The sequence below is a fragment of the Pandoraea sp. XY-2 genome, from assembly GCF_004193915.1.
GTDB classification, from domain to species: domain Bacteria; phylum Pseudomonadota; class Gammaproteobacteria; order Burkholderiales; family Burkholderiaceae; genus Pandoraea; species Pandoraea cepalis.
The window spans coordinates 3,053,613-3,077,255 of the sequence record NZ_CP030849.1; the positions used below are offsets into that span (position 1 = coordinate 3,053,613).

The 23,643-nt window shown below is 65.6% G+C and carries 19 protein-coding genes and 1 pseudogene; 3 read left to right on the forward strand and 17 right to left on the reverse strand.

The window, feature by feature from the left end; translation table 11 throughout:
• Positions 1–12: 12 nt before the first annotated feature.
• The 14 genes and pseudogenes from DRB87_RS13810 to trxA form a co-directional block, all read right to left on the reverse strand.
• Positions 13–456 (reverse strand): group II truncated hemoglobin, encoded by a 444-nt coding sequence (locus tag DRB87_RS13810; protein ID WP_130026305.1) that lies wholly within the window; start codon positions 454–456, stop codon positions 13–15.
• Between the two features lie 79 nt (positions 457–535).
• Positions 536–3,084 (reverse strand): annotated as a pseudogene (locus tag DRB87_RS13815) (ABC transporter permease).
• Between the two features lie 6 nt (positions 3,085–3,090).
• Positions 3,091–3,666: a DUF4126 domain-containing protein gene (locus DRB87_RS13820; RefSeq protein WP_370363091.1), complete on the reverse strand. Its 576-nt coding sequence runs from the start codon at positions 3,664–3,666 to the stop codon at positions 3,091–3,093.
• Positions 3,667–3,946: 280 nt separating this feature from the next.
• Positions 3,947–4,264: a quaternary ammonium compound efflux SMR transporter SugE gene (gene sugE, locus DRB87_RS13825; RefSeq protein ID WP_017231395.1), complete on the reverse strand. Its 318-nt coding sequence runs from the start codon at positions 4,262–4,264 to the stop codon at positions 3,947–3,949.
• A 286-nt stretch (positions 4,265–4,550) separates the two neighbouring features.
• Positions 4,551–5,261: a two-component system response regulator KdpE gene (gene kdpE, locus DRB87_RS13830; protein WP_130026306.1), complete on the reverse strand. Its 711-nt coding sequence runs from the start codon at positions 5,259–5,261 to the stop codon at positions 4,551–4,553.
• A complete protein-coding gene (locus DRB87_RS13835) occupies positions 5,254–8,070 on the reverse strand; it encodes a sensor histidine kinase KdpD (RefSeq protein ID WP_130026307.1) in 2,817 nt (938 codons plus the stop codon). Before DRB87_RS13835 ends, kdpE begins: the two co-directional genes overlap by 8 nt.
• Positions 8,071–8,253: 183 nt before the next feature.
• Complete coding sequence (gene kdpC / locus DRB87_RS13840) at positions 8,254–8,838, reverse strand: potassium-transporting ATPase subunit KdpC (protein WP_130026308.1); 585 nt, start codon at positions 8,836–8,838, stop codon at positions 8,254–8,256.
• A 77-nt stretch (positions 8,839–8,915) separates the two neighbouring features.
• Entirely contained in the window at positions 8,916–10,973 is a 2,058-nt protein-coding gene (gene kdpB, locus DRB87_RS13845) for a potassium-transporting ATPase subunit KdpB (protein ID WP_240756312.1), read from the reverse strand.
• A 97-nt stretch (positions 10,974–11,070) separates the two neighbouring features.
• The gene (gene kdpA, locus DRB87_RS13850; RefSeq protein WP_130026310.1) at positions 11,071–12,876 is read right to left on the reverse strand and encodes a potassium-transporting ATPase subunit KdpA; all 1,806 of its coding nucleotides are present in this window, start codon (positions 12,874–12,876) and stop codon (positions 11,071–11,073) included.
• On the reverse strand, positions 12,873–12,965 hold the full coding sequence (kdpF, locus tag DRB87_RS13855; protein ID WP_017231679.1) for a K(+)-transporting ATPase subunit F: 93 nt from the start codon (positions 12,963–12,965) through the stop codon (positions 12,873–12,875). The genes kdpA and kdpF overlap by 4 nt, the downstream gene beginning before the upstream one ends.
• A gap of 308 nt (positions 12,966–13,273) precedes the next feature.
• Positions 13,274–14,263 (reverse strand): amino acid ABC transporter substrate-binding protein, encoded by a 990-nt coding sequence (locus DRB87_RS13860; protein ID WP_165385317.1) that lies wholly within the window; start codon positions 14,261–14,263, stop codon positions 13,274–13,276.
• A 251-nt stretch (positions 14,264–14,514) separates the two neighbouring features.
• A complete protein-coding gene (locus tag DRB87_RS13865) occupies positions 14,515–15,102 on the reverse strand; it encodes an AAA family ATPase (RefSeq protein ID WP_130026312.1) in 588 nt (195 codons plus the stop codon).
• Positions 15,099–15,476 (reverse strand): cupin domain-containing protein, encoded by a 378-nt coding sequence (locus DRB87_RS13870; RefSeq protein ID WP_130026313.1) that lies wholly within the window; start codon positions 15,474–15,476, stop codon positions 15,099–15,101. The genes DRB87_RS13865 and DRB87_RS13870 overlap by 4 nt, the downstream gene beginning before the upstream one ends.
• 32 nt (positions 15,477–15,508) lie before the next feature.
• Positions 15,509–16,360, reverse strand: coding sequence for a thioredoxin (gene trxA, locus DRB87_RS13875; RefSeq protein ID WP_130027866.1), 852 nt, complete (start codon positions 16,358–16,360; stop codon positions 15,509–15,511).
• Positions 16,361–16,632: 272 nt separating this feature from the next.
• Here trxA and DRB87_RS13880 point away from each other — a divergent pair, with 272 nt between their 5' ends.
• Positions 16,633–18,366, forward strand: coding sequence for a cation:proton antiporter (locus DRB87_RS13880; protein WP_240755988.1), 1,734 nt, complete (start codon positions 16,633–16,635; stop codon positions 18,364–18,366).
• The gene (locus DRB87_RS13885) at positions 18,363–19,073 is read left to right on the forward strand and encodes a universal stress protein (protein WP_165385318.1); all 711 of its coding nucleotides are present in this window, start codon (positions 18,363–18,365) and stop codon (positions 19,071–19,073) included. The genes DRB87_RS13880 and DRB87_RS13885 overlap by 4 nt, the downstream gene beginning before the upstream one ends.
• Before the next feature lie 100 nt (positions 19,074–19,173).
• On the opposite strand, the gene DRB87_RS13890 is transcribed toward DRB87_RS13885, so the two are convergent.
• On the reverse strand, positions 19,174–20,073 hold the full coding sequence (locus DRB87_RS13890; RefSeq protein WP_130026316.1) for a pirin family protein: 900 nt from the start codon (positions 20,071–20,073) through the stop codon (positions 19,174–19,176).
• A gap of 199 nt (positions 20,074–20,272) precedes the next feature.
• Between DRB87_RS13890 and greB the strand changes: the two genes are divergently transcribed.
• Positions 20,273–20,836: a transcription elongation factor GreB gene (greB, locus tag DRB87_RS13895; protein WP_130026317.1), complete on the forward strand. Its 564-nt coding sequence runs from the start codon at positions 20,273–20,275 to the stop codon at positions 20,834–20,836.
• Between the two features lie 66 nt (positions 20,837–20,902).
• Here the strand turns inward: greB and DRB87_RS13900 are convergent, their stop codons facing one another.
• Together DRB87_RS13900 and rpoZ are read right to left on the reverse strand one after the other, a co-directional pair.
• A complete protein-coding gene (locus DRB87_RS13900; protein WP_130026318.1) occupies positions 20,903–23,326 on the reverse strand; it encodes a bifunctional (p)ppGpp synthetase/guanosine-3',5'-bis(diphosphate) 3'-pyrophosphohydrolase in 2,424 nt (807 codons plus the stop codon).
• A 60-nt stretch (positions 23,327–23,386) separates the two neighbouring features.
• The gene (gene rpoZ, locus DRB87_RS13905) at positions 23,387–23,593 is read right to left on the reverse strand and encodes a DNA-directed RNA polymerase subunit omega (RefSeq protein WP_017233499.1); all 207 of its coding nucleotides are present in this window, start codon (positions 23,591–23,593) and stop codon (positions 23,387–23,389) included.
• Positions 23,594–23,643 lie beyond the last annotated feature (50 nt).

Genomic DNA, 23,643 nt, shown 5'->3' on the forward strand with positions numbered 1-23,643 from the left:
CCGGTTGTGGCCTCAACCCGCCCGATTGCGCATCCAGTCCGCCGTGCCATGGAACGCCTGCATCAGCCGTTCCTGCAGCGACGCTTCCACACCGATGTCCTGCATGGCCCATGCCATGCAGCGCAACCATTGGTCGCGCTCGCTCGAGGCAATCGGGAACGGCAGATGGCGGGCTCGCAACATCGGATGGCCGAACCGTTCGATGTAGTGATTCGGCCCGCCCAGCCATCCGCACAGGAACCAGAAGAGCTTGTCGCGCGAATCGCCAAGCGACTCTGGGTGCAGGCTACGAATGCCCGCGAACTCTGACTCGAGGTCCATCAGGTCGTAGAAGCGGTCGACGAGTTCGCGCACGCGATCCTCGCCGCCGAGCAGGGTAAAGGCCGTCGGTTGCGCAGGAGCGTCCTGCGCGTCGTCGTCCGTCTGCGGGGTTTGCGGAGTGTTTTCAGTCGTCATGCCCGCTATTGTGCCCCAGGCCCATCGCGTCTGCCACGCCTGCGCGAGCGGCACGATGCCGCACCTCCCCTGACGGGCGTCAGGCCTCGCGCAACGTGCGCAGCGCGGATTGACGCAGCACCGCCCGCAGACCGCTCCATCCGCCGATCAGCGCGCACAGCACACCCGCCCCGACGCCCAGCGCCGGCAGCCACGGATTGAAGTGCAGCGCGAACTCGAAGACGTAGCGTGCCAGTGCCCATCCGAGCGCGCCGGCGCCCAACGCGGCCAGCAGCCCGGCCAACGCGCCCACGGTCACCAGTTCCGCCAGATGCACATCGCGAAGCTGCCGCGAGGACGCCCCCAACGCGCGCAAGATGCCGCTCTCGCGCATGCGCTCGTCTCGCGTGCCCGCAAGCGCCGCATACAGCACCAGCACGCCCGCCGCGAGCGTAAAGACAAAGAGCGCTTGCACGGCGTCGATGACCTGCGACAGGATTTGCTGGATCTGCGCGAGCAAGGCGCCCGTGTCGATCACCGTCACATTGGGGAACTGGCGCACCAAGGCATCGGCCACGCCCTGTTGCTTTGGCGCGAGATGGAACGACGTGATCCACGTCATCGGAAAATCGCGCAGCGCGGCGGGCGGCATCACCACGAAGAAATTCACGCGCATCGATCCCCAGTCCAGCTTGCGAAGACTCGTGATCGGAGCGTCGATGTGCTGGCCCGCGACTTCGAAACGCAGCGTGTCGCCAAGCGCCAGCCCGAGCGTCTTTGCGATGCCCTCTTCCATGGAGACCTGGGGCGTCGAGGCATCGCCGTACCACTGTCCGGCCGTCACGCGATTGCCTTCGGGCAGCACCGCCGTGTACGACAGGTTGAACTCACGCTCCGCGAGACGCCGCGCCCGCGCGTCCGTGTAGCTATCTCCCGTCACCGGCTTGCCGTTGATGGCCGTCAGACGCGCACGAATCATCGGCGAGAGCTGCACGTTCGGCAGTCCCGCCGCGCGCAACTGAGCCAACACCGGCGCGTCCTGCCCCGGCTGAATATCGATGACGAAGCGGTTCGGCGCGTCGGGCGGGCTCGACTGACGCCAGCCCGCGACCAGGTCGTTACGCGTGACGGCAAGCAGCAACAGCGCCATCAACCCGAGCCCGAGCGCCACCACTTGCAGCGCACTGCCGAGCCCGCGGCGACGCAATCCCGCCACGGCGTAGCGCCATCCGATGCCGCCCATCGCCCCGCCCGCCGCACCGCGACGCCTGGCCCAGGCGGCCAGCAGGCGAATGGCGAGCCAGGCGAGCACGCCGAACACCACCGCGCCCGCCACGAAGCCCCCGCCACCATCGCCCCGAGACGCAGGTCTCGCGCCGCGAACAGCAACAGCGCGCCGAAGGCCAGCGCACTTGCGCCATACGCCAGCCACCCTTGCCTGCGCGCCCCACCCACGACATCGCGACGCAACACATGCAGGGGCGCGACTTCAGAGAGCGGCAGCAGCGGCGGCAACGCGAAACCGAGCAGCATGACCAGCGCACTCGCCAGACCGACGACCGCCGGTCGCCACGTCGGCGCCGGCAACCCCGCCGGGATCACGTCCCCCAACTGGGCGAGCAGCACCCAATGCGCCGCGTAGCCGAGCGCGATGCCCAACATGCCACCGATTAGGCCAAGCCCGATGAATTCAAGCGTCACCATCCCGCGCAACGCGCGGCGCGACAAGCCCAGGCAACGCATGACGGCGCAGGCATCGAGATGGCGCTCGCTGTACCGACGCGACGCGATGCCCACCGCCACCGCCGCCAGCACGGCGGCGAGCAAGGCCACCAGCGAGAGGAAGCGGTCGGCGCGATCGAGCGTCTGGCGCACCTGCGGCTGCCCTTCCTCCAGCGATTCGAGATGCACGCCGCGCGCCTGTTCGGCGGTCGGCCGCGCCCACGCGGCGAATCTGGCGACCTGTGCGTCCGTGCCCGCCACCAGCAGCCGGTAGGTGATGCGGCTGCCGAACTGCACCAGCCCCGTCGACGGCAGTTCGTCGAAGCGCATCATGACGCGTGGGGCCAGCGATCCGAAGCCGAAACCGCGATCCATTTCTCGCGTGATGACGGCGGCGATGCGCAACGTGCGGTTGCCCACGCGAATGGACTCGCCGGGCTTGACGTGCAGGGCATCGAGCAACGCGGCGTCGACCCATACGGTGCCTGGCGCCGGGATGGCCGCGGCGGGCGCATCCGGCGTATCGGCGCCGGCATCGGCGGCGGTGCGCACTCGCCCGCGCAATGGATAGCCGTCGCTCACGGCCTTGAGCGACGATAGACGGCTCGCGCCGACTTGCCCGTGTTCGCCCGGGACGCTGGCCATGCTGGGAAAGTTGGCGACGACGGCGGTGACCAGCCCATCGGCCTGCGCCTGACGCGCAAATGCCGGCGACAGGGGAGCATCGCTGCGCACGACGAGGTCGGCGGCGAGCATCTGGCGGGCGTCGCGTTCAAGCCCGCCCTGCATCCGATCCGAGAGAAACCCCACGCTGGAGAGTGCACCGACCGCCAGCAACAACGCCACGAGAAGCAGATGCAACTCGCCTGCGCGCCAATCGCGCAGAAACATCCGCCATGCCTGGCGGGCAACGTCAGTGAACCCCATCGTTTTTCAATCCTTTGACCCGCGCCAGCAATGAGCGCCAACCTCGCCACACGCGGGCAGCCACCACCACGCCAGCACGACGAAGATCAATAACATCACGAGAAAAACGGCGGGAAGGAAAAACGCCAGCGCCAGTCCGCCCACCGTCGACACATCTTCGCCGGCTGAGGCCGCGACATTGGAGAAAGGTTCCGGCGACGTGTTGATCAGCGCCCGGCTACCCGCCTTTGCCAAATGGGCCGTGCCTGCCAGCGCACCGCCCGCCAGCCCGGCCAACACCGTGACGGTCGGATCCATTTGTCCCAGCGCTGCAGCGCCCAGCAGGATTCCAGCCGGAATGCGGATGAACGTGTGGACGGCGTCCCAGGCACTGTCGACAAAGGGAATTTTATCGGCGAAGAACTCGATGGCCGCCAGCACGCCGGCCGTGGCCATCACCCACGTCGACGTCAGCACCACCAGCGAGGGCGGCAGATGCAACCAGCCCAGACGCGCAGCCATTCCCGCGCAAAACACCGTCAGGTACAACCGCAGGCCACTGCCCCAAGACAGCCCCGCACCCAGTGCAATCGATTCAAGCATGGCGACCTCACTGCCGCCGACATGACGGCGTCGCACGATCACGCGTCGTGTACTGCCGACGCGGCAACGGCCACCGGGCAGGATGCGAACCGCCCCTACCCGCCGGACTGACCTCACAGGGGATGCATCGGTGGCCTACAGGCGGCGAACGACCGTCGTCGAACGGCCACCGGACGCAAACTCGACCGCTACCGCGTCATTATGCCGCGCGCTGGGGCAACGCACCACCGGTGCCGGACATTGAGGATTTGGCGTGGCCGGCGCAAACGGCAGGCGCCCGTCAGGCTGCGGTCAACTTCAACCCGACCAGGCCCGCCAGAATCAGCGTCACGCTGGCAATCCGGGCGGCGGAGGCCGACTCGCCGAACAGCATAATGCCCAGCACGAACGCACCGACGGCGCCAATACCGGTCCAGATCGCGTATGCCGTGCCCAATGGCAGCGAACGCACGGCCAATGCGAGCAGCCAGACACTGCCGATCATTGCGCCAATCGTGAACACCGACGGCCAGAGACGCGAAAAACCCTGCGTGTACTTGAGGCCGACGGCCCACGCCACTTCCAGCAAACCGGCAATAACCAATAGCATCCACGCCATGACTGACTCCGATAGAAAAATCGGGGTCGTCCCCGGAAGACAAGCGATCCTCGTAACGGGTCGTCCCGTCACGGGGTTCCTTTGGATGTCGAATGACATGGCAGAACGCCAACGTCGCGAAGCTGCAACTTGGCATCTCACCGCCAGGGTGATCGCCGGACATCGCTCAGGGAACCGCACGATTTTAGCAAAGCTCGCGCGCCGCGGTCACCCCTTGCACCGGTGCCCAGGCCTCCGGCATCGCACCGCTACGCGAACTCGCCCTTGCGGCATTCTCCGCAAGCACTCAGCCGATGGCGTCGATTTCGAGCCGGTAGCCGACCCCCGTTTCCGTGAGAATGTGTTGCGGCTGTGCCGGATCGACCTCCAGTTTCTGCCGCAGGTGTCCCATGTAGATGCGCAGGTAGTGATGGCTCTCGACGTGCGACGGCCCCCACACCTCCTTGAGCAATTGCCGGTGCGTCAACACGCGCCCCGCATGGCGCACCAGCGTGATCAGCAGCCGGTACTCAATCGGTGTCAGATGCACCGGGTCTCCCGCGCGCGTGACCTTGCGTCTCGCCAGATCGATGTGGATGTCGCCGAACGAGAACGCTTCGTCGAGCGTTTCCGAATTGCCGCCACGATGATGACGTCGCAGTTGCGCCCGTATCCGCGCGAGCAGTTCCGACACCCCGAACGGTTTGGTGAGGTAGTCGTCCGCACCGACATCGAGCGCCACGACCTTCTCTGCCTCCTCGTTGCGAGCGGACAGCACGATGATCGGCATATCGGTCCAGCTCCGCACTTCGCGAATGACCTCCACGCCGTCGATATCCGGCAGCCCCAGATCGACGATGAGCAGATCCGGCTTGCGCGTCGCCGCCTCGACCATGCCCTGCCGCCCCGTTTCCGCCTCGTGCACGACCATGCCTTCGGCCTCAAGCGAGGTGCGCAGAAACCGGCGGATCTGTCGTTCGTCTTCAATCACCACGACGGTGATGGTCGGTTCACTCATGTTGTTGGGTCGCGTTGGCGTCGGGGGTACGGGATATCTGCGGCGAGTCGGCGGGCAAATCCGCATGGACGTCTTCCGGGCCCTCCAGACTCTCCGGCGCCATCGGCGGCGTTTCGATCGGCAACGTGAAGATGAAGCGCGCGCCGCGACCGTCAGGTCCGTTGGTGGCGTGAATTCTACCGCCGTGCGCTTCCACGATGGCGCGACAGATCGCTAGTCCGAGTCCGATGCCGGGCTTGGCGGACTCCTTCTCCCCGCGCATGAACTTTTCGAAGATACGCCCTTCCATGCCCGGGGGCAGACCTGGCCCGTCATCGCTTACGCTCACTTCGACCTCGTCGCCCTGCACGCATGCGGCGATTTCGATATGCGAGCCCGCTGGCGAATATTTCGCGGCATTCTCCAGCAGGTTGGTGAACAACCGCTCCATCAGCACGGCATCGAAGCGCAGCAACGGCAAGTCGGCCGGCAGCCGCGTGCTCACCTCATGCCCGGCGAGCGACCGGCGGCAGGCGCGCAACGACGTACCCACCACTTCCTCGAGCATCTGCCACTGACGATTGAGCTGCACGCCGCCCGCTTGCAACTTCGCCATGTCGAGCAGATTGGTCACGAGCCCCGTCATGCGCTGCGCCTCCTCGTGAATGGCCTCGACGAGTTCGGTGCGCAACGGCCCGGGCGTCTGGGCATTGCGGCTCAGCATGCTGGCGAAACCCACGATGGATGTCAATGGTGTTCGCAGATCGTGCGAAATCGCCGAGAGCAGGGAATTGCGTAGCCGCTCGGACTCCATCGTCACCAGTGCATCCTGCGCGATTTCGACGTAATGCACACGCTCGAGCGCGAGCGCGATCTGCGCCGCAAACGTATCGAGCAAACGCTGCTGATCCGGCGTGCCGATGGCGCCGCCGCCCTCCGGCGCCGGGGCGACCACCAGCACACCTCGCGTTCGCATCGGCGCGCGAAGCGGGAGATAGTAAGCGTGCGACGCGGGCAACGTGTTGGTGCCCCGCCCCGCCGCTTGCTGACGGTCATACACCCACTGGGCGACATCGGTATCGATATGCGCCGGCATGGTTTCCGACTGCGCGTTCTCGACCGGCTGGCGCACACTGCCCTGGCTGTCGGGCAGCAGCAGCGCCACGCGCGCCTGGAACACTTCGCGCACGTGGCGCGACCCGATTTCCACGATCTGTGGCGTAGTGAGCGCCGCCGCCAGTTCGCGGGCCATGGCGTACACCGCGCCCGTGCGACGCTCACGCCACGTGGCCAGCCGCGCCTGGAACCGCAGGCTGGTTGTCAGATGGCTGATGACCAGGGCGACGGTGAGCATGACGGCGAACGTCAGCAGGTACTGGGTGTCCGACACCGACAGCGAAAACTTTGGCGGCACGAAAAGGAAGTCGAACGCCAGCACCGACAGAAAAGAGGCAAGCACCCCCGGCCCCCGCCCCAGCCGCATGGCCACCAGGATCACGCCGAGCAGGTACAACATGGAGATATTGGCCAGATCCAGGAATGACGTGAGTTCCGCGGCAACAAGTGACACGGCGCCGCAGATACCGACGGCCCATGCATAGGCACGCCAGGGTCCGCCCACGAGCCCCAACTCCGGTGCCGTTTCGAACCAGTCGCGCCAGTCGCCGCGCACCACGCGCCTGTCGGCCGCGGCATCGCCTGCCGCCGGCCCGATCAACACGACGTCCACGCCGCGCGCGCGCCGCAAAAGCTGCTCGTGCAGCGGCGTGCGCGCAGTCCACCCGCGCCGTGCGCCGCTCGCGCCCACCACCAATCTCGAGACGTTGCGCATCTGGGCGTAGGCGAGCAGCGTGGTCGCCGCGTCCGCGCCATCGAGCGTGAGCGTTTCAGCCCCTAGTTCCTGCGCCAGTTTGAGCGTTGCGTAGGTGCTTTCTCGACGCGCCGGCGATTGCCGCAGGATGGCGGGCGTCTCGACATGTACGGCCAGCCAGTCGGCGCGCAGGCTCGCGGCGAGCCGCGCGGCCGCGCGGGCGAGCGCCACGCCCTCCGGGCCCGGACCAATAGCGACGAGCAGCCGCTCACGGGCTTGCCACACCTGGCTGATCGATTGATCGGCGCGGTACTCGCGCATTTGCGCATCGACGCGATCGGCCGTGCGACGCAGCGCGAGTTCGCGCAACGCGATGAGATTGCCCTTGCGGAAGAAGTTGCGCACCGCGCGCTCGGCCTGCGCGGCCATGTACACCTTGCCCTCGCGCATGCGCTCGAGTAGTTCGTCCGGCGGCAGGTCGACCAACTTCACTTCGTCGGCCAGGTCGAAGATGCGATCGGGCACCGTCTCCCACACACGAATACCGGTGATTTGTCCAACCACGTCATTGAGTCGCTCCAGATGCTGCACATTGAGCGTGGTGTATACGTCGATGCCGGCGGCGAGCAATTCCTGCACGTCCTGCCAGCGCTTCAGGTGACGCATGCCCGGCACGTTTGCATGGGCGAGTTCGTCGATCAGCGCCACCGCCGGTTTGCGCGCCAGCATGCCGTCGAGATCGAATTCGCTCAGCACGCGGCCGCGGTAGTCGACCGACTTCTGCGGCAGGACTTCCAGTCCCGCCAACAGGCGCGCCGTTTCGTCGCGGCCATGCGTCTCCAGCACACCGACCACCACGTCGGTACCCTCCTCGCTGAGCTTGCGTGCCGCCTGCAACATCGCGAACGTCTTGCCCACCCCGGCGGACGCGCCGAAGAAAATCTTCAGCCGGCCACGCTGCTCGCGGGCCTCCTCGCGTTGCAGCTTGCCGAGCAGTTCATCGGGATCAGGGCGTTCCATGCCAGCCATCGAATTCATCCATCAGAAAAGCGAGCGCCTCGCCATCAGGCGAGGCTCGTGTCGATGCATCGGTTGCCCGCTGACGTCAAAAGGCAATGCGCGCCGGGCGTGCCGCCAATCTACCGCAGGCGGCGAGGCAAGACCAGCCATTCTCCGGTCTGCCTCGCACGGTGGATACCCATTTCAGACGCTGCCGTGCGTCAAGGCGTCCAACGCGAGGTTCAGCGCCAGAACATTCACCCGGGGCTCTCCGAATATGCCCCACTGACGGCCTTGCGTGTATCGCGCAACCAGCGCGCGCACGGCGTCGGGGGCGAGGCCACGCGCCTTCGCCACGCGCGTGACCTGATACTCGGCGGCCGCCGGGCTGATGGCCGGATCGAGACCGCTGGCCGAGGCCGTGACCAGATCGACCGGCACAGGCAGGGTTGCGCTCGGATCCGCCGCGCGCAACGCGGCGATGCGTGCCTTGACGGCGTCGGCGAGGGCGGGGTTGAGCGGGCCGAAGTTCGAGCCCCCCGAGGACACGCCGTTATTGGGCATCGGCGCGGTGGCCGACAAACGTCCCCAGAAGTACTTCGGTTCGTCGAAATGCTGGCCAATCAGCGAGGAGCCGACCGCCCTACCGTCTTTGTAGATGAGGCTGCCGGCGGCTTCGCGAGAAAATGCCGCGCGGCCGATGCCGGTCACGACCAGCGGATACACCAGCCCCGTAATGACCGACAGCACGACGAACAAACTGAGCATCGGACGCAAAAGGGATTTCATGACATCGATTCCTTGAAGTTTCAGCAATGTGGCCCGAACGCACGACCCATCGGCCATTGCGTTCGGGCGCCGCGCGATCAGGCCCAGCCCATCGCGGCAATGAACATGTCGATGACCTTGATGCCGACGAACGGCACCAGGATCCCGCCCAGACCGTAAATCAGAAGGTTGCGGCGCAGCAGCGTCGCGGCCCCGACCGGGCGATACTTCACCCCCTTGAGCGCCAGCGGAATCAGCACCACGATGATCAGCGCGTTGAAGATCACGGCCGACAGAATCGCCGACGACGGGCTCGCCAGGCGCATCACGTTGAGCGCATCGAGTTGCGGATACGTCGTGGCAAACGCCGCCGGAATAATCGCGAAGTACTTCGCCACGTCGTTCGCAATCGAGAACGTGGTGAGGCTGCCGCGCGTCATGAGCATCTGCTTGCCGATCTCGACGATCTCGATCAGCTTGGTCGGATTCGAATCCAGGTCGACCATGTTGCCCGCTTCTTTCGCGGCTTGCGTTCCCGAGTTCATCGCCACCGCCACATCCGCCTGGGCGAGCGCCGGGGCGTCGTTCGTGCCGTCGCCCGTCATCGCCACCAGCTTGCCTTCGGCCTGGTACTTGCGAATCGTCGCGAGCTTCGCTTCCGGCGTGGCTTCGGCGAGGAAATCGTCGACCCCGGCTTCGGCCGCAATGGCTGCCGCCGTCAAACGGTTGTCGCCCGTCACCATCAGCGTCGTGATGCCCATCTGGCGAAGTTCGGCGAAGCGCTCCTTGATGCCGCCCTTGACCACGTCCTTGAGCTCGATCACGCCCAGCGCGCGGGTCCCGAGTGCGTCTTGCTCGGCCACCACCAGGGGCGTGCTGCCGCGACGCGCAATCTCGTCGACCGCGCTGGCCAGTGCCACCGGCCATACGCCGCCGGCCGATTCCACGTAGCGCTTGAGCGCGTCCGCTGCCCCCTTGCGGATCTGCTTGTCCGCAAGGTCCACACCGCTCATGCGCGTTTGCGCCGAGAACGGGATGAACAGCGCGTGCAGACCGCCCATTTCGCGCTCACGGAGATTGAAACGCTGCTTGGCGAGCACGGCGATGCTGCGCCCTTCCGGCGTCTCGTCGGCCAGCGAGGCGAGTTGCGCGGCGTCGGCCAGCGTGCGCTCGTCCACGCCCGGGGCCGGCACGAATTGAGATGCCTGACGGTTGCCCAGCGTAATCGTGCCGGTCTTGTCGAGCAGCAGCACATCCACGTCGCCCGCGGCTTCCACGGCCCGCCCCGACGTGGCGATCACGTTCGCTTGCATCATGCGGCTCATGCCGGCCACGCCGATGGCCGAGAGCAGCCCGCCGATCGTCGTCGGAATCAGACACACCAGCAGCGCGACGAGTACGGTAATCGTGACCGGATGCCCCGCTTGCGTGACGAACACGCTGTAGATCGAATACGGCAGCAGCGTCGCCGTGGCGAGCAGCAGCACCAGCGTAAGCGCGACGAGCAGGATCGTGAGCGCGATTTCATTCGGCGTCTTCTGCCGCTTCGCGCCTTCCACCATGGCGATCATGCGGTCGAGGAATGCCTCGCCCGGGTTGACCGTCACGCGCATGACCAGCCAGTCCGAGAGCACGCGCGTGCCACCGGTGACGGCCGAAAAATCGCCGCCCGACTCACGAATCACGGGCGCGGATTCGCCTGTGATAGCCGATTCGTCGACCGACGCCACGCCTTCCACCACTTCGCCGTCGGCAGGGACCACATCGCCCGCCTCGACCAGCACGAAATCCCCGCGACGCAGACTGGCACTATCGATGACCAGACACTCCGCGTCGCGCCGGGCCGAGCGCAATTGCTTGGCCGGCACGTTCTTCTTGGCCTGGCGCAACGAGGCGGCCTGCGCCTTGCTGCGGCCTTCGGCCAGGGCTTCGGCAAAATTCGCGAACAAGACCGTGAACCACAGCCATAGCGTGATGGCAAGGATGAACGGCGCGCTCGCTTCGGCGTGGCCCGCCACGGCCATGCCGAACAGCACCGTCGTGAGCAGGCTGCCCACGTACACCACGAACATCACCGGGTTTCGGGCTTGCGTGAACGGGTGCAGCTTGCGGAACGAGTCGACAATGGCCGGCTTGACGATCGCGGGGTCGAACATCGACAGTGACGTCGACGTGTGCCCTTTGCCCGCCGGCCGGGTGACGGTATTTCCTGAGGGTTGATTCATGAGTGCCTCGAATGCCTCATTTCAATATTCAATGCGCGCCGATCATCGTCAGATGTTCGGCGACCGGACCGAGTGCGAGCGCGGGCATATACGTCAGCGCGCCCACCAGCAGCACCGTACCGAGCAGCAGCACGACGAACAGCGGACCATGCGTGGGCAACGTGCCCGAGGTCGCGGCAATGCGCTTCTTGCGTGCGAGGGCACCGGCAATCGCCAGCACCGGCACAATCACCCAGAAGCGGCCGAACCACATCGCGATCGCCAGCGTGCTGTTGTAAAACGGCGTGTTGGCCGACAGCCCGGCAAACGCGCTGCCGTTATTGTTTGCGGCCGAACTATAGGCGTAGAGAATTTCCGAGAAGCCGTGCGTCGCCGGATTCGCCACGCCCGCCTGCCCTGCCGGCACGAGTACCGCAAGCGCGGTGCCGAGCAACACCAGCAGCGGCGTCATGAGCACGGCCACGGCGACCATCTTCATCTCGAACGCCTCGATCTTCTTGCCGAGGTACTCCGGCGTGCGGCCGATCATCAGCCCGGCCACGAACACCGCGAGCATCGCGAAGACGAGCATGCCGTACAGGCCCGAGCCCACCCCACCGAAGATCACCTCGCCCAACTGCATCAGCAGCATCGGCACCAGTCCGCCCAGCGGCGTGAGCGAATCGTGCATCGCGTTGACCGCGCCGCACGACGCCGCCGTCGTCACCGTGGCGAAAATGCCCGAGGCCGCGATACCGAAGCGCGTTTCCTTGCCTTCCATGTTGCCGCCCGCCTGCGTGGCGCTCGCTTGCTGATCGACACCGAGCGTGGTCAGCACCGGATTGCCCGCCTGCTCGGCCGACACCGTGGCCACGGCGGCAATCGAGAACGCAATCGTCATCGCGGCGAGCAGCGCCAGGCCCTGGCGACGATCGCCGACCATGCGTCCGAACATATGACACAGCGCTGCCGGGATCAGGAAGATCGCCAGAATCTGAAGGAAGCTCGACAGCGGCGTCGGGTTTTCGAACGGGTGCGCCGAATTCGCATTGAAGAAGCCGCCACCGTTCGTGCCGAGCATCTTGATCGCTTCCTGCGAGGCGACCGGGCCCATCGGCAGGGTTTGCGTCTGCGTCACGGCCGGCGTTGTCACCGGCTTGCCGGCGGCGTCGAGCTTCGGCTGACCGTCCGGGCCAAGCACCGGATTGTCGTAATGCGTGGCTTGCGGCGTGGTGACATCCTGATAAGCGCTGAAGTTCTGAATCACGCCCTGACTCATGAAAGCCGCTGCCAGCAAGACCGAAAGCGGCACCAGAATGTAAAGCGTAATGCGGGTCATATCGACCCAGAAGTTGCCGATCGTTTGTGCCGTGTGACGGGCAAAGCCGCGAATGAGCGCGACCACCACGGCAATCCCGGTGGCGGCCGACATGAAGTTTTGCACCGCCAGACCGAGCATCTGCGTGAGATAGCTCATGGTCGACTCACCGCTGTAGCCTTGCCAGTTGGTATTGGACACAAAGCTCACGGCCGTATTCATCGACGAGTCCGGGGTAACGGCCCCCAACCCTTGCGGATTGAACGGCAGCCAGACTTGCCAGCGTTGCAGGGCGTAGACCGCCAAGGCGCCGAGCGCGTTGAAACCAACGAGCGCGATCGCGTAGGCGCGCCAGTGCATTTCCTTTTCCGGATCGATGCCGCACAGGCGGTAGAGCGCGCGTTCCAGGGGCGCGAACCAGCGGTTCACACGAGATTCGCCGGCGAGCACGTCGGCCATGAAGCGGCCGAGCGGGCGTGCCAGCACCAGCAGCACGACGAGGAAAACGCCGAGCTGAATCCAGGCGTTGAGCGTCATGCCAGATCCTCCGGCTTAAAGAGCGCGTAGACGAGATAAGCGAGCAGCGCGATCGTGAGTCCGCCGCTCAGCCAATACATGGCGGTCATTGCTGCCCTCCCACCGACGCGCAAAACGCGACAAAGCCGACGGTCGAGGCAGCAAACACCGCGATGACGCCGAGATATAGCCAGTCCATGACAACTCCCTATCGTGTGGCGGCTGGCACGCCACGGACGCGACGCGCCCTTGCATGCGCATACCAGCCGTGCAATGAACGATACGGATCGACGCGTAAAGACGGAGATAAAAGGGATAAACGGGGTGTAAACAACGCGTAAAAACAGCGCCCCGACAATGCAAAAAACCCACCGACATCGCTATCGGCGGGCTTCCGGTTGGGGGGGCGCGAGGCGAGTCAGCTACGTGGGGAGGAAGACGCAGCCGAGGTGTCGTGCTCCGGGGCGTTAGCGTTGCCGTCAGAGGTTGCCCCGTAACGCGCCCCGGCTTCCCAAATCGCGAGCACGTCGGGCGACGGCACGACCTGAAGGACATGCCCGAAAGGCGGCACGGCGCTCTGGAACGACTCGCGTTGGAGCTGGCGCATAACTCCGGTGCGGAAGATCTCGGCGAGCGCGGCGTCGACACGCGTCTTGAACGCCGGATCGTCCTTGGGCAGGGCGAGGGCGTAGTACTCGGGCTGAGTCGCCAACGGCGGTCCGACGATATGGAAGGCGTCAGGCGACTTGCTGGTGGCCCGCAGGCCTTCGAGCAGCACGTCGTCGAGCGCGAGCGCTTGGGCGCGATGTTCGCGCAGCATACGAAACGCGTCGTCGTAGTCGCGTGCCATCAAGAGCTGAAAGCCTGCCCGCGCGTGCCGGGCGCGCACCAGCCGCTCGGCGGTCGTGCCTTGCACCACGGCCAGTCGCAATCCTCGCATATCGTCGATCGAATGAATCCCGGCGCCCTGCCGAACCATGAGGCGGACATTCGCGGCGTAATACGGCAGACTGAAGGCCACCTGCCGCTCGCGCGCGGCCGTGACGGTCGACGGCGCGCAATCGATGTCGATGGCATCCCCCTTGATCAGCGGCCCGCGCATCTGCTCGATCACGCGCACAGGGGTAATGCGCAGGTCGGGCATCGCCATCTCGCGTTGCAACGCTTGCACAACGCGTTGGCACAGCGCCCACGCCAGCCCCATTGGCTGATCCTTGGCATCCACGTACGAAAATGGAACCGCCGTTTGCCGATAGCCCAGCACGATGCGTCCGCGTTCGCGAATGCGTGCCATCGTCGGGGAGACGACATCTGACATCGAGGCCAGCGCCGAAGCGTCGTCGCCATAGGCGGACTCCGCCAACGACCACGGGATCGCCGCCATATTCACCCGTGGCAGTCCGGGCACGGGCGGCGCGCCTGCATGGGCCACGATCGGGATAACGACCGCCAACCCGGCCGAAGCCGTCAACACACGAAGCAAGCATGCGCGGAGGCGACCTGCGACACGGGCCGCAGACGATGTCAACCAGCAAGGTGGCAGGAACATGATCGAGGCGGGGACAGAGAGAAAAGTGTCCGTACCTTAGCAACGCCCTGCCCCGATCTTCCTCGCGGGAATCCCTTTTCGGACAATTCCCTACGAACGTATTTCGAATATCAGCGAGTCTGCGCCAGCAACGTTTGCAGCAGACGCTCGTCGTCTTCCGCTGTCGGCGCGGTATTGTCGTAGCGCGCGAGTGCCGGGAACGCCGCGGCGGACGGCGAGAACCGACGCAGCCGGTACTCGTCCCAGTGCGCGAGCTTGTATGCGTCGTTCGGATTGCCGCGAGCCACGATGCGCGCCTTCGCCTGTGCCTCGTCGAGTTCGACCCAGACCACATGCACGCCCACGTCGTCATCGACACCCAGCCACGCGCGGTCGAACAACCGCCCTTCGCGCAACTCGCGCGAGAACGGCCCGACCACCAGCACGTTCACCCCGAGACGCAAATTCTCGCGCGCTGTGTCCAGCAGTCCCGCGTACTCCGGATCGCGCAACGTCTGCAAATACAGTGGGCTGTCGCGGTCGTTCGGATTGCCCGTCAACGCGCCCATCACCGAAGCACTGTAAGCACCATAAAGCGTGTCTTTATCGAGCAGACAGAACGCTTCCCCACTGCGCGCAATCAGCGGGCCGATCAGGCGCTTCGCCAGCGTCGTCTTGCCCGCCCCGGCGTGGCCGCAGAAAAAAATGAGGCGCGTCATGATTGCGCCTTGCGCTCGAACATCACGAAGTGTTTGCGCACCGGTTCGACAACCTCGAACACGCCCTCGAAGCCCGCCGGAATCACACAGGCGTCCCCCGGCCCGAACTCCGACGCGTTGCCGTCGAGGTCGCTGATGCGAATACGTCCTTCGATCACCGAAAAAAATTCCTGACGATGCGGACCAAAGGCAATGCGCCACGCGCCGGGTTCGCACGTCCATTCGCCGCAATCGAACTCGCCCAGCGCGTCCGTGTAGAACGGCCGCGTCACCCGTTGCGGATTGCCTTCGAGGCGACGCGCTTGCGCGGGATGGTCGAAGATGGCTTCACCCGCCTGGGCGGGTGCGAAAGTGATCAGAGCGGGAGCAGTCATCAGCGTGAGGGAAAAATGTCAACAAAGTGGGCTCAATTGAGCGCCGCGCTCAGCTTGCGGCGCCACGCGGCCACCGTGGCCGGGTCCGTCTCCGAGAGCGCATCGAAGATGGCCAGCATCGACTTGCGTGCGGCGTCGTCGCCAAACGCGCGGTCGCGCTGCACGATGTCCAGCAACGCCTGCAATGCCGGTTCGTAGGTGCGATCCGCCAGATAGCGGTTGGCAAGATCGAGCCGCGCCTGCAGATTGTCAGGATCCGCTTGCACGCGCGCAAGCAACGCCTGCGCCGACGGCAGATGACTCGCCTGCTCGGCAGCGGCAATGCGCGTGTTCAGCGCGGCGATGCGAGCGTCGCCACTGGCCGCCGTGCGCGGCGAGAGCAGCGTCAGCTCGGCGCGCGCGCCGTCGACCTCGCCCATGCCGAGCAGCACGTCGACCAGATCGAGACGCACTTCGTCATGCGCGGGATCCAGCGCCAGCGCAGCCTGCAACGCGTCGCGCGCGACCTCGGGCTTGCCCGCCGTCAACGCCTCGCGCGCCACGCGGCGCGCCACGTCCGCCGGATTCGGCACGATCCGATCGATGAACGCGCGCAACTGTCCCTCGGGCAAGGCGCCCACGAACTGGTCGACCGGCTCGCCGTCGACGAAGGCGACCACCGTCGGCAGGCTGCGCACGCCATACTCCGCGCAAAGCTGCGCGTTCTCATCGGCGTTGATCTTCACGAGACGAATGCGGCCCTGCGCTTCGGCTTCCAGCTTTTCCAACAACGGCCCGAGCACGTTGCACGGGCCGCACCACGGCGCCCAAAAATCGGCGAGCACCGGCACTTGATGCGAGACGGCCAGCACGTCGGCATCGAAACTGGCGAGATGGGTATCGATCATAGGTCCTATCGAGCGTGGTAAATTGCGTGGACGGTGGCCGTCACTCATCGAATGCAGCCGCCCGCTTGACGCATGGTAAGCATGTTAATCGCAAAACTGGGCAAATCGGTACGGACGCGCACGCGCGCGCCGGGTTCCCGACCCGGCGGTGCGTCGTCCCACCTGTCGCACGACTTGCAGGGAGGCACATGCACGCAGGCCATGGCACGGCAATTTTCTTCACCCAACTGCTCCTCTTGGTCCTTGTCGGCAGATTGCTGGGCGAGGTTATGCAGCGCCTGCGCCAGCCGGCGGTCATGGGGCAGTTGCTGGCCGGCGTGCTGCTCGGCCCGTCCGTCTTCGGCGCCCTGATGCCCGCCTGGCAGCACGCCGTCTTTCCCGATACCGAAGCGCAGAAAAGGATGCTCGACGCGGTCGCCGAACTGGGCGTGCTGCTACTGCTGCTGTCCACCGGGCTGGAAACCGATCTGGGCCTCGTTCGCCGCATGAAGCGAATGGCGATCTTCGCGTCGGCCGGCGGCATGGTAGTCCCCTTCGCCTGCGGCTTTGCGCTTGGCTGGCATCTACCCGACAATCTCCTGCCGCATCCCGAGGCCCGGCTGGTCACCTCCCTCTTCCTCGGCACCGCGCTGTCGATCTCGTCCGTCAAAGTCGTGGCGACGGTCATCCGCGAAGTCGACTATCTACGCCGCAACATCGGCCAGATCATCCTGGCGGCCGCCATTCTCGACGACACCACCGGCTGGATCATCATCGCTGCCATCGCCGGCCTGGGGGCGAGCGGCTCGATCGATCTCGGCCATCTGTCGATCAGCCTGGGGGGCACGTTGCTGTTCATCGTGCTGTGCTTTACCGTGGGCAAACGTGCCGTAGCTGTCGCCATTCGCTGGACCAACGATCGCTTCACCGCCGAAATGCCCGCGCTCAGCGCGATTCTCGTCATCACCTTCGTGCTGGCGCTCGCCACCGACAAGCTCGGCGTGCATACCGCCCTGGGCGCGTTCATGGCGGGCGTCATGATCGGGCAGTCGCCGATTCTCACCGAACAGATCGAGGCACAGCTACGCGGGTTGATCGTTGCGCTCTTCGCTCCGGTGTTCTTCGGGGTTGCGGGCCTGTCGGTGGATCTGACGATCCTGCTCGACTGGCGCATGCTCGGTCTGGTCGCCGGATTGATCCTGATCGCGAGCGTGGGAAAATTCACCGGCGGCTTCGCTGGCGCGCGCCTGGGCGGCATGTCGTCGGCCGAAGCGCTGGCACTTGCGACCGGCATGAACGCGCGCGGCTCCACCGAGATCATCGTGGCGAGCATCGGGCTTTCGCTGGGCGTGCTCAGCCAGGACCTGTTCACCATGGTCGTCGTCATGGCGCTGATCACCACACTCATCATGCCGCCTGTGCTGCGACGGGCACTCGTGCGCATTCCGCTCTCGGCGCAGGAGAAAGCGCGGCTCGAGAAAGAGGCGGCCGAGGAGAAGGACTTCCTGCCGAACGTCGAACGAATTCTGGCCGCCGTGGACGGCAGCGCCAACGGGCGCTTCGCCGCATGGATCGCCGGGCTGACGGCCGGCGTGCGCGGCACACTGACGACCGTACTCGCCCCGTCGCCCACCAAGACGAACGACGGCGCGGCGGCGCGCGACACCAGCGCGCTCTCTGAAGCCTCGGACAAGCAAGCCGGCCAGGAGACACGCGCCCACGCGGCCGACGGCGAAAGCGACGGGCGCGACGCCTACGATATCGCGCTCGCTGCCGCCACACTGGCGGCGCCACGCGCCCCGGCACGCCGGGGGTCGAAGACGATTCAGGCGCGGACAAGGCGCGCGAGGCGGCGCGTCTGGTGCTGCGCGAGCGCACGGGCAAGGCGCCGCAGAAGACGCCGGAATTGCCGCATGGGCCTGTCAAGGAGAGCGCCGGCAAGGTGCCATCGGCAGACGCGTCGAACGATCATGGCGCGCCGAAGCATGAACCGGTGGGTGAAGCGCACGACGACAAGCGCGTGAGCAACGCCACCGAGACAGGCGCGTTCGTGGCGAGCGATCCGTCGGACGCGGCGCGCGAGCACGAAGCGTTGCAACCCGACCGCAGCCACGAAGCCAACCGCATTTCCGACGAAATCGCCAAGGGCTACGGCTTCGTGATCGCCGGATTCGACGCCCCGGGCGAGGAGACGGATTCCGACGTCCCGCCGCTGCCCTTGCCCACGGGCGTGCTGCCGCTCACCAAGGCGTTCGATGGCGCGATCGGCATTGTGCTGGCCCACGGCGAGCATGCGCGCAAGCCCGATGCGCCGCTCAACATCCTCGTGCCCGTATCGGGCACCGACTACTCGCGGCACGCGGCCGAACTCGCGATAACGCTGGCGCGCGCGGCGAACGCGCCCGTCACGGCGCTCCACGTGTCCGCGCGGGTTGCGCCCGGCATGCTGCATCGGCGCTGGCGCCCGCGCGTACTGAAGCCTGACGCCGCCGAAGCCGCCATGATGGAGAACCTACACGCGCTGGCCAAGCGCAACGGTGTGAAGCTTCGCACCCGCCTGCTCGCCGGCGGCAAGGTCGACGAAGCCGTGCTGCACCAGATCCATCACGGCAAACACAATCTGCTCGTGCTCGGCGTGCAACCTCGCTTTGGCGACCGCCTCAACTTCGGCGCCGTCTCGCACCGTCTGCTGGAAGACCGCCGGTGCTCGGTCATCGTGCTGAGCGCGTGAGGTGGGCCGTGGGGCATCGCCCACCAGTGCCCACGTCTCCGAATAGAAATGCCGGCGGCCGAGCGTTTCGGCAACCGGCGTCGACGCGCGCCGGCGGACCTTAATTCGCCGACGGCTTTCGCTCCGGCAGCGCAATCCAGTCCGTCTCGCCGGGCACGGTGCCCATCTGCTGCGCCGTCCAGGCGGCCTTGGCCCGTTCGATGCGCTCGCGACTCGATGATACGAAGTTCCAGAAGATGAATCGATCACCGTCGAGCGGCGCGCCGCCGAGCAGCATCAACCGCGCCGGTTGGTCGCCTGCCACAATGCGCATATCCGCGCCCTGGGCGAGCACGCCCATACGATGTTCGGGCAGCACCTCGTCGTTTACTGTCACCTCGCCCTGCACGGTGTATACGGCGCGCTCCGCGTACTCGGGCGGCAGCACGAACGCCGAGCACGGGGCCATATCGACGGCCAGATAGAAGATCGGCGAAAACACCTTCACCGGCGCCGTCTGGCCAAACGCCTGGCCGAGAATCAGGCGCATATGCACGCCGGGCAGGAAGATGTCGGGCAGCGACGACGCCTCGTGATGCGCAAACGACGGTTCGGTTTCCTCGTCGGCCTGCGGCAGGGCCACCCACGTCTGAATCCCGTGAACGTCGCCGCCGCGCTCGCGCACATCGTGCGGCGTGCGTTCGGAATGGACGATGCCGCGCCCCGCCGTCATCCAGTTCACCGCGCCCGGGGTGATGCGCTGATCGCTGCCAAGACTGTCGCGATGCCAGATCTCGCCGTCGAACAGATACGTGACCGTCGCCAGCCCAATGTGCGGGTGCGGACGAACGTCCATGCCCTGGCCCGGCGACAGCGTGGCCGGGCCCATGTGGTCGAAGAAAATGAACGGCCCGACCGTCTTGAACGGCAGACTGGGCAGACTGCGCTGCACGGTAAAGGCGCCGATGTCGCTCAGGTGCGGCTTGAGCACGGCGAGGAACGGGCTGGTGGAATCGGTCATGGTGCGGCTCTCCTGCGTTCGGATGGGCAATGGGGCGAATGTGAACCGATTGTAGAGGACATTGCCGGCTCGCTCCATGACACCTGCGCATGATTGCCGAGCGGCCTTTCGCGCCTGCGCCCATGGACGATGCACATCGCTCCTATAATGCAGGGATCCCGAAACGCTCCCCACACGCGCGCAGCGCGTGCATCGACTTATGAACAAAGCCTTTGTCAAGGAAGACAGTGGCGACGACGATGACGATCTCGACGCCGGCACCCCGGACATTCCCGCGGGCACCAAGAACTACATCACGCCGACGGGCTATCGACGTCTGAAGAACGAATTGCTCGACCTCATCGACAATCAACGCCCCGAGGTGGTGAAGATCGTGTCATGGGCGGCGTCCAACGGCGACCGCTCGGAGAACGGCGATTACATCTACGGCAAGCGGCGCTTGCGCGAGATCGATCGGCGTATCCGCTTTCTCACGCGACGCCTCGATAACGCCGAGGTGGTCGACACGCGCCGTCAGGAGAACCTCGATCAGGTGTTTTTCGGGGCCCAAGTGACCTATGCCGACGGCAAGGGCGACGAGCACACGATCACGATCGTCGGCATCGACGAGGTCGATCTCGACCGGGGGTATGTGAGCTGGATTTCGCCGATGGCCCGCGCGATCACCAAAGCGAAAGTCGGCGACACCGTGCCGCTGCGCACGCCGGCCGGGCTCGAACAGATCGAGATACTGGACGTGCACTACCCGCCGTCGGAAGGCTAGCGAATCAGGCAATCCGGGCGGCGTGTGACGGCGCGCGCCCGTTCGACGGGGGCACCGGCCCGCGCGTCAGTAGTCGCCGCGCTCGCGCGTGATCCGCATGGCCTGGTTGGCGTGCAGCTCTTCCTGGTGGCGCTCGCTCGGTCGCTCGCGCGCCACGCGCATCACATCCGGATTGACGCGAATGCGGCGCATGACGTTGGCGAGATGCACGCGGTCGCTCACCTGAATGAGGAAGCGCAGCGTTGCCGATTCGTCGGGCACCACTTCATCCATGCCAATGTGCACGATGTTCGCGTCCGAGGCGGTAATGTCGGCCGCCACTCGCGAAAACACGCCGCGATTGTGACGCACGAGCACCTTGATGCCCACATCGAACAGACGCCCCGGCTGCGGGGACCACGCCACATCGATCCAGCGGGTTCGGTCCTTGCGGTGAATGCGACGCGCGACCGGGCAATCGGTCGTATGGATCGCCATACCCAGCCCGATGCCGATATACCCCATGATCGCGTCGCCGGGAATCGGGCGGCAGCACGCCGAGAACTGCACCGACATGCCTTCCGTGCCAGTAATGAGCACCGGCGGCCCGACCGTCTCGTCGCCGTTACGCGGGGAGTCCGGATCGTCCGGGCTATCGGTATCGTTCTCGCTTTCCTTGCCCGACGAGAGCACCGCGAGGCGCTTGGCCATGACCGCCGCGACGCGGCGGCCCAGACCAATGTCCGCGAAGATGTCTTCTTGATCCTTGTTGCCCGTCCACTGCGCGAGCTTGTCCCAGATCTCCGGCGAGATTTCGCTCATCGTCAGGCCGTAGCCCTTGAGCGCTTGCTCCACCAGCCGTTCGCCCAGTTGCACCGACTCGGCGAAGCGCATCGTCTTGAGGTAATGACGAATCGCCGAGCGCGCCTTGCCGGTGCGCACGAACCCGAGCCAGACGGGGTTCGGCTTCGAATACGGCGCCGTGATGACTTCCACGATGTCGCCGTTCTTCAGTTCGGTGCGCAGCGGCAGCAGTTCGTTGTTGATCTTGACGGCGACACACTGGTTGCCCAGGTCGCTGTGGACCGAATACGCGAAGTCGAGCGCCGTGGCACCGCGCGGCAGCGCCATGATGCGCGCCTTCGGCGTGAAGACGTAGACGGCATCGGGAAACAGGTCGATCTTGACGTGTTCGAGGAATTCGGTCGAATCGCCGGTCTCGCTCTGGATGTCGAGCAGCGATTGCAGCCAACGATGCGCGTGCTTCTGCACATCGTTCATGTCCGCGCCGCCGTTCTTGTAAAGCCAGTGAGCGGCTACGCCCGCTTCCGCAATTTCATGCATGCGGCGCGTACGGATCTGGAATTCGATCGGGGTGCCGAAGGGGCCGACGAGCGTCGTATGCAGCGACTGATAGCCGTTGACCTTCGGGATCGCGATGTAGTCCTTGAACTTGCCCGGCACCGGCTTGTAGAGCGCGTGCAATACGCCGAGCGCAAGGTAGCACTGCGCATTGGACTCGACGACGACGCGGAAGCCGTACACGTCGAGCACCTGCGAGAACGACAATTGCTTCTCCTGCATCTTGTTGTAGATGCTGAAGAGCGTCTTCTCGCGACCGAAAACGTCGGCACTCACCTCACCTTCCGTGAGCGCTTTCTCGACGGCGTCGAGAATCTTGCCGACCACTTCGCGCCGGTTGCCGCGCGCGGCCTTCACGGCCTTGTCGAGCACGGCGTAGCGACGCGGATGGTAATTCGCGAAGCTCAGATCCTGGAGCTCGCGGTAGGTATTGTTCAGGCCCAGGCGGTGCGCGATGGGCGCGTAGATATCGAGCGTCTCGCGCGCCACGCGGCGCTGCTTCTCCGTCGACGTGACGCCCAGCGTGCGCATGTTGTGCAGCCGGTCCGCGAGCTTGACGAGAATGACGCGAACGTCGCGCGCCATCGCCAGCAGCATCTTGCGGAAACTCTCGGCTTGCGCCTCTTCGCGGCTGCTGAACTCCATCTTGTCGAGTTTCGACAGACCGTCGACCAGTTCCGCGACTTTCGGGCCGAATCGCTCGGCGAGTTCGGCCTTGGTCACGCCCTGGTCTTCCATCACGTCGTGCAACAAGGCGGCCATGATCGACTGCGCGTCGAGCTTCCACTCGGCACAGATCTCGGCAACGGCGACGGGATGGGTGATGTACGGTTGCCCGCTCTGGCGATACTGGCCCAGGTGGGCTTCGTCGCTGAACTGGAAGGCTTCCTTGATTTGCGCGAGGTCGCTCTCCTTGAGGTACTCCCCAAGCATGCCCTTCAGACGGGCGATCGAGACGACCTCATGCTTGCGCGGCTGCTCTGGCGTCGCCGTCGGACCGAAGAGGTGCCGATACGACTGCTCGAGCAGCGCGTCGATGTACTGCCGCGTGGCGCTTTCGCCCTTTTTCTTTTTACGCTCGGGCTTCGGCTCCCCCGCTTTGGGTTCATCCGCAGCGATGGACGCGGCCGGTGATTTTGCATGACTCATACGTGTACCTGCATCGTCGAGCGGCCCGGAACGTCACATCGCATCAGTGCTGTCTCCCGATCAGAGCGGCACTTTCTTGAGCATCTCGACGCCCACCTGACCCGCCGCGATTTCGCGCAGCGCGACAACGGTCGGCTTGTCTTTGTTGTTCTCGAGCTTCGGCGTGTGACCTTGCGCCAACTGACGCGCGCGGTACGTCGCGGCGAGCGCCAGCTCAAAGCGATTGGGGATTCGTTTCAGGCAATCTTCAACGGTAATTCGGGCCATAAGGAGTTTCCTTCTTGATATGAGGCGTATTCTATCGCAGCCGCGCCACG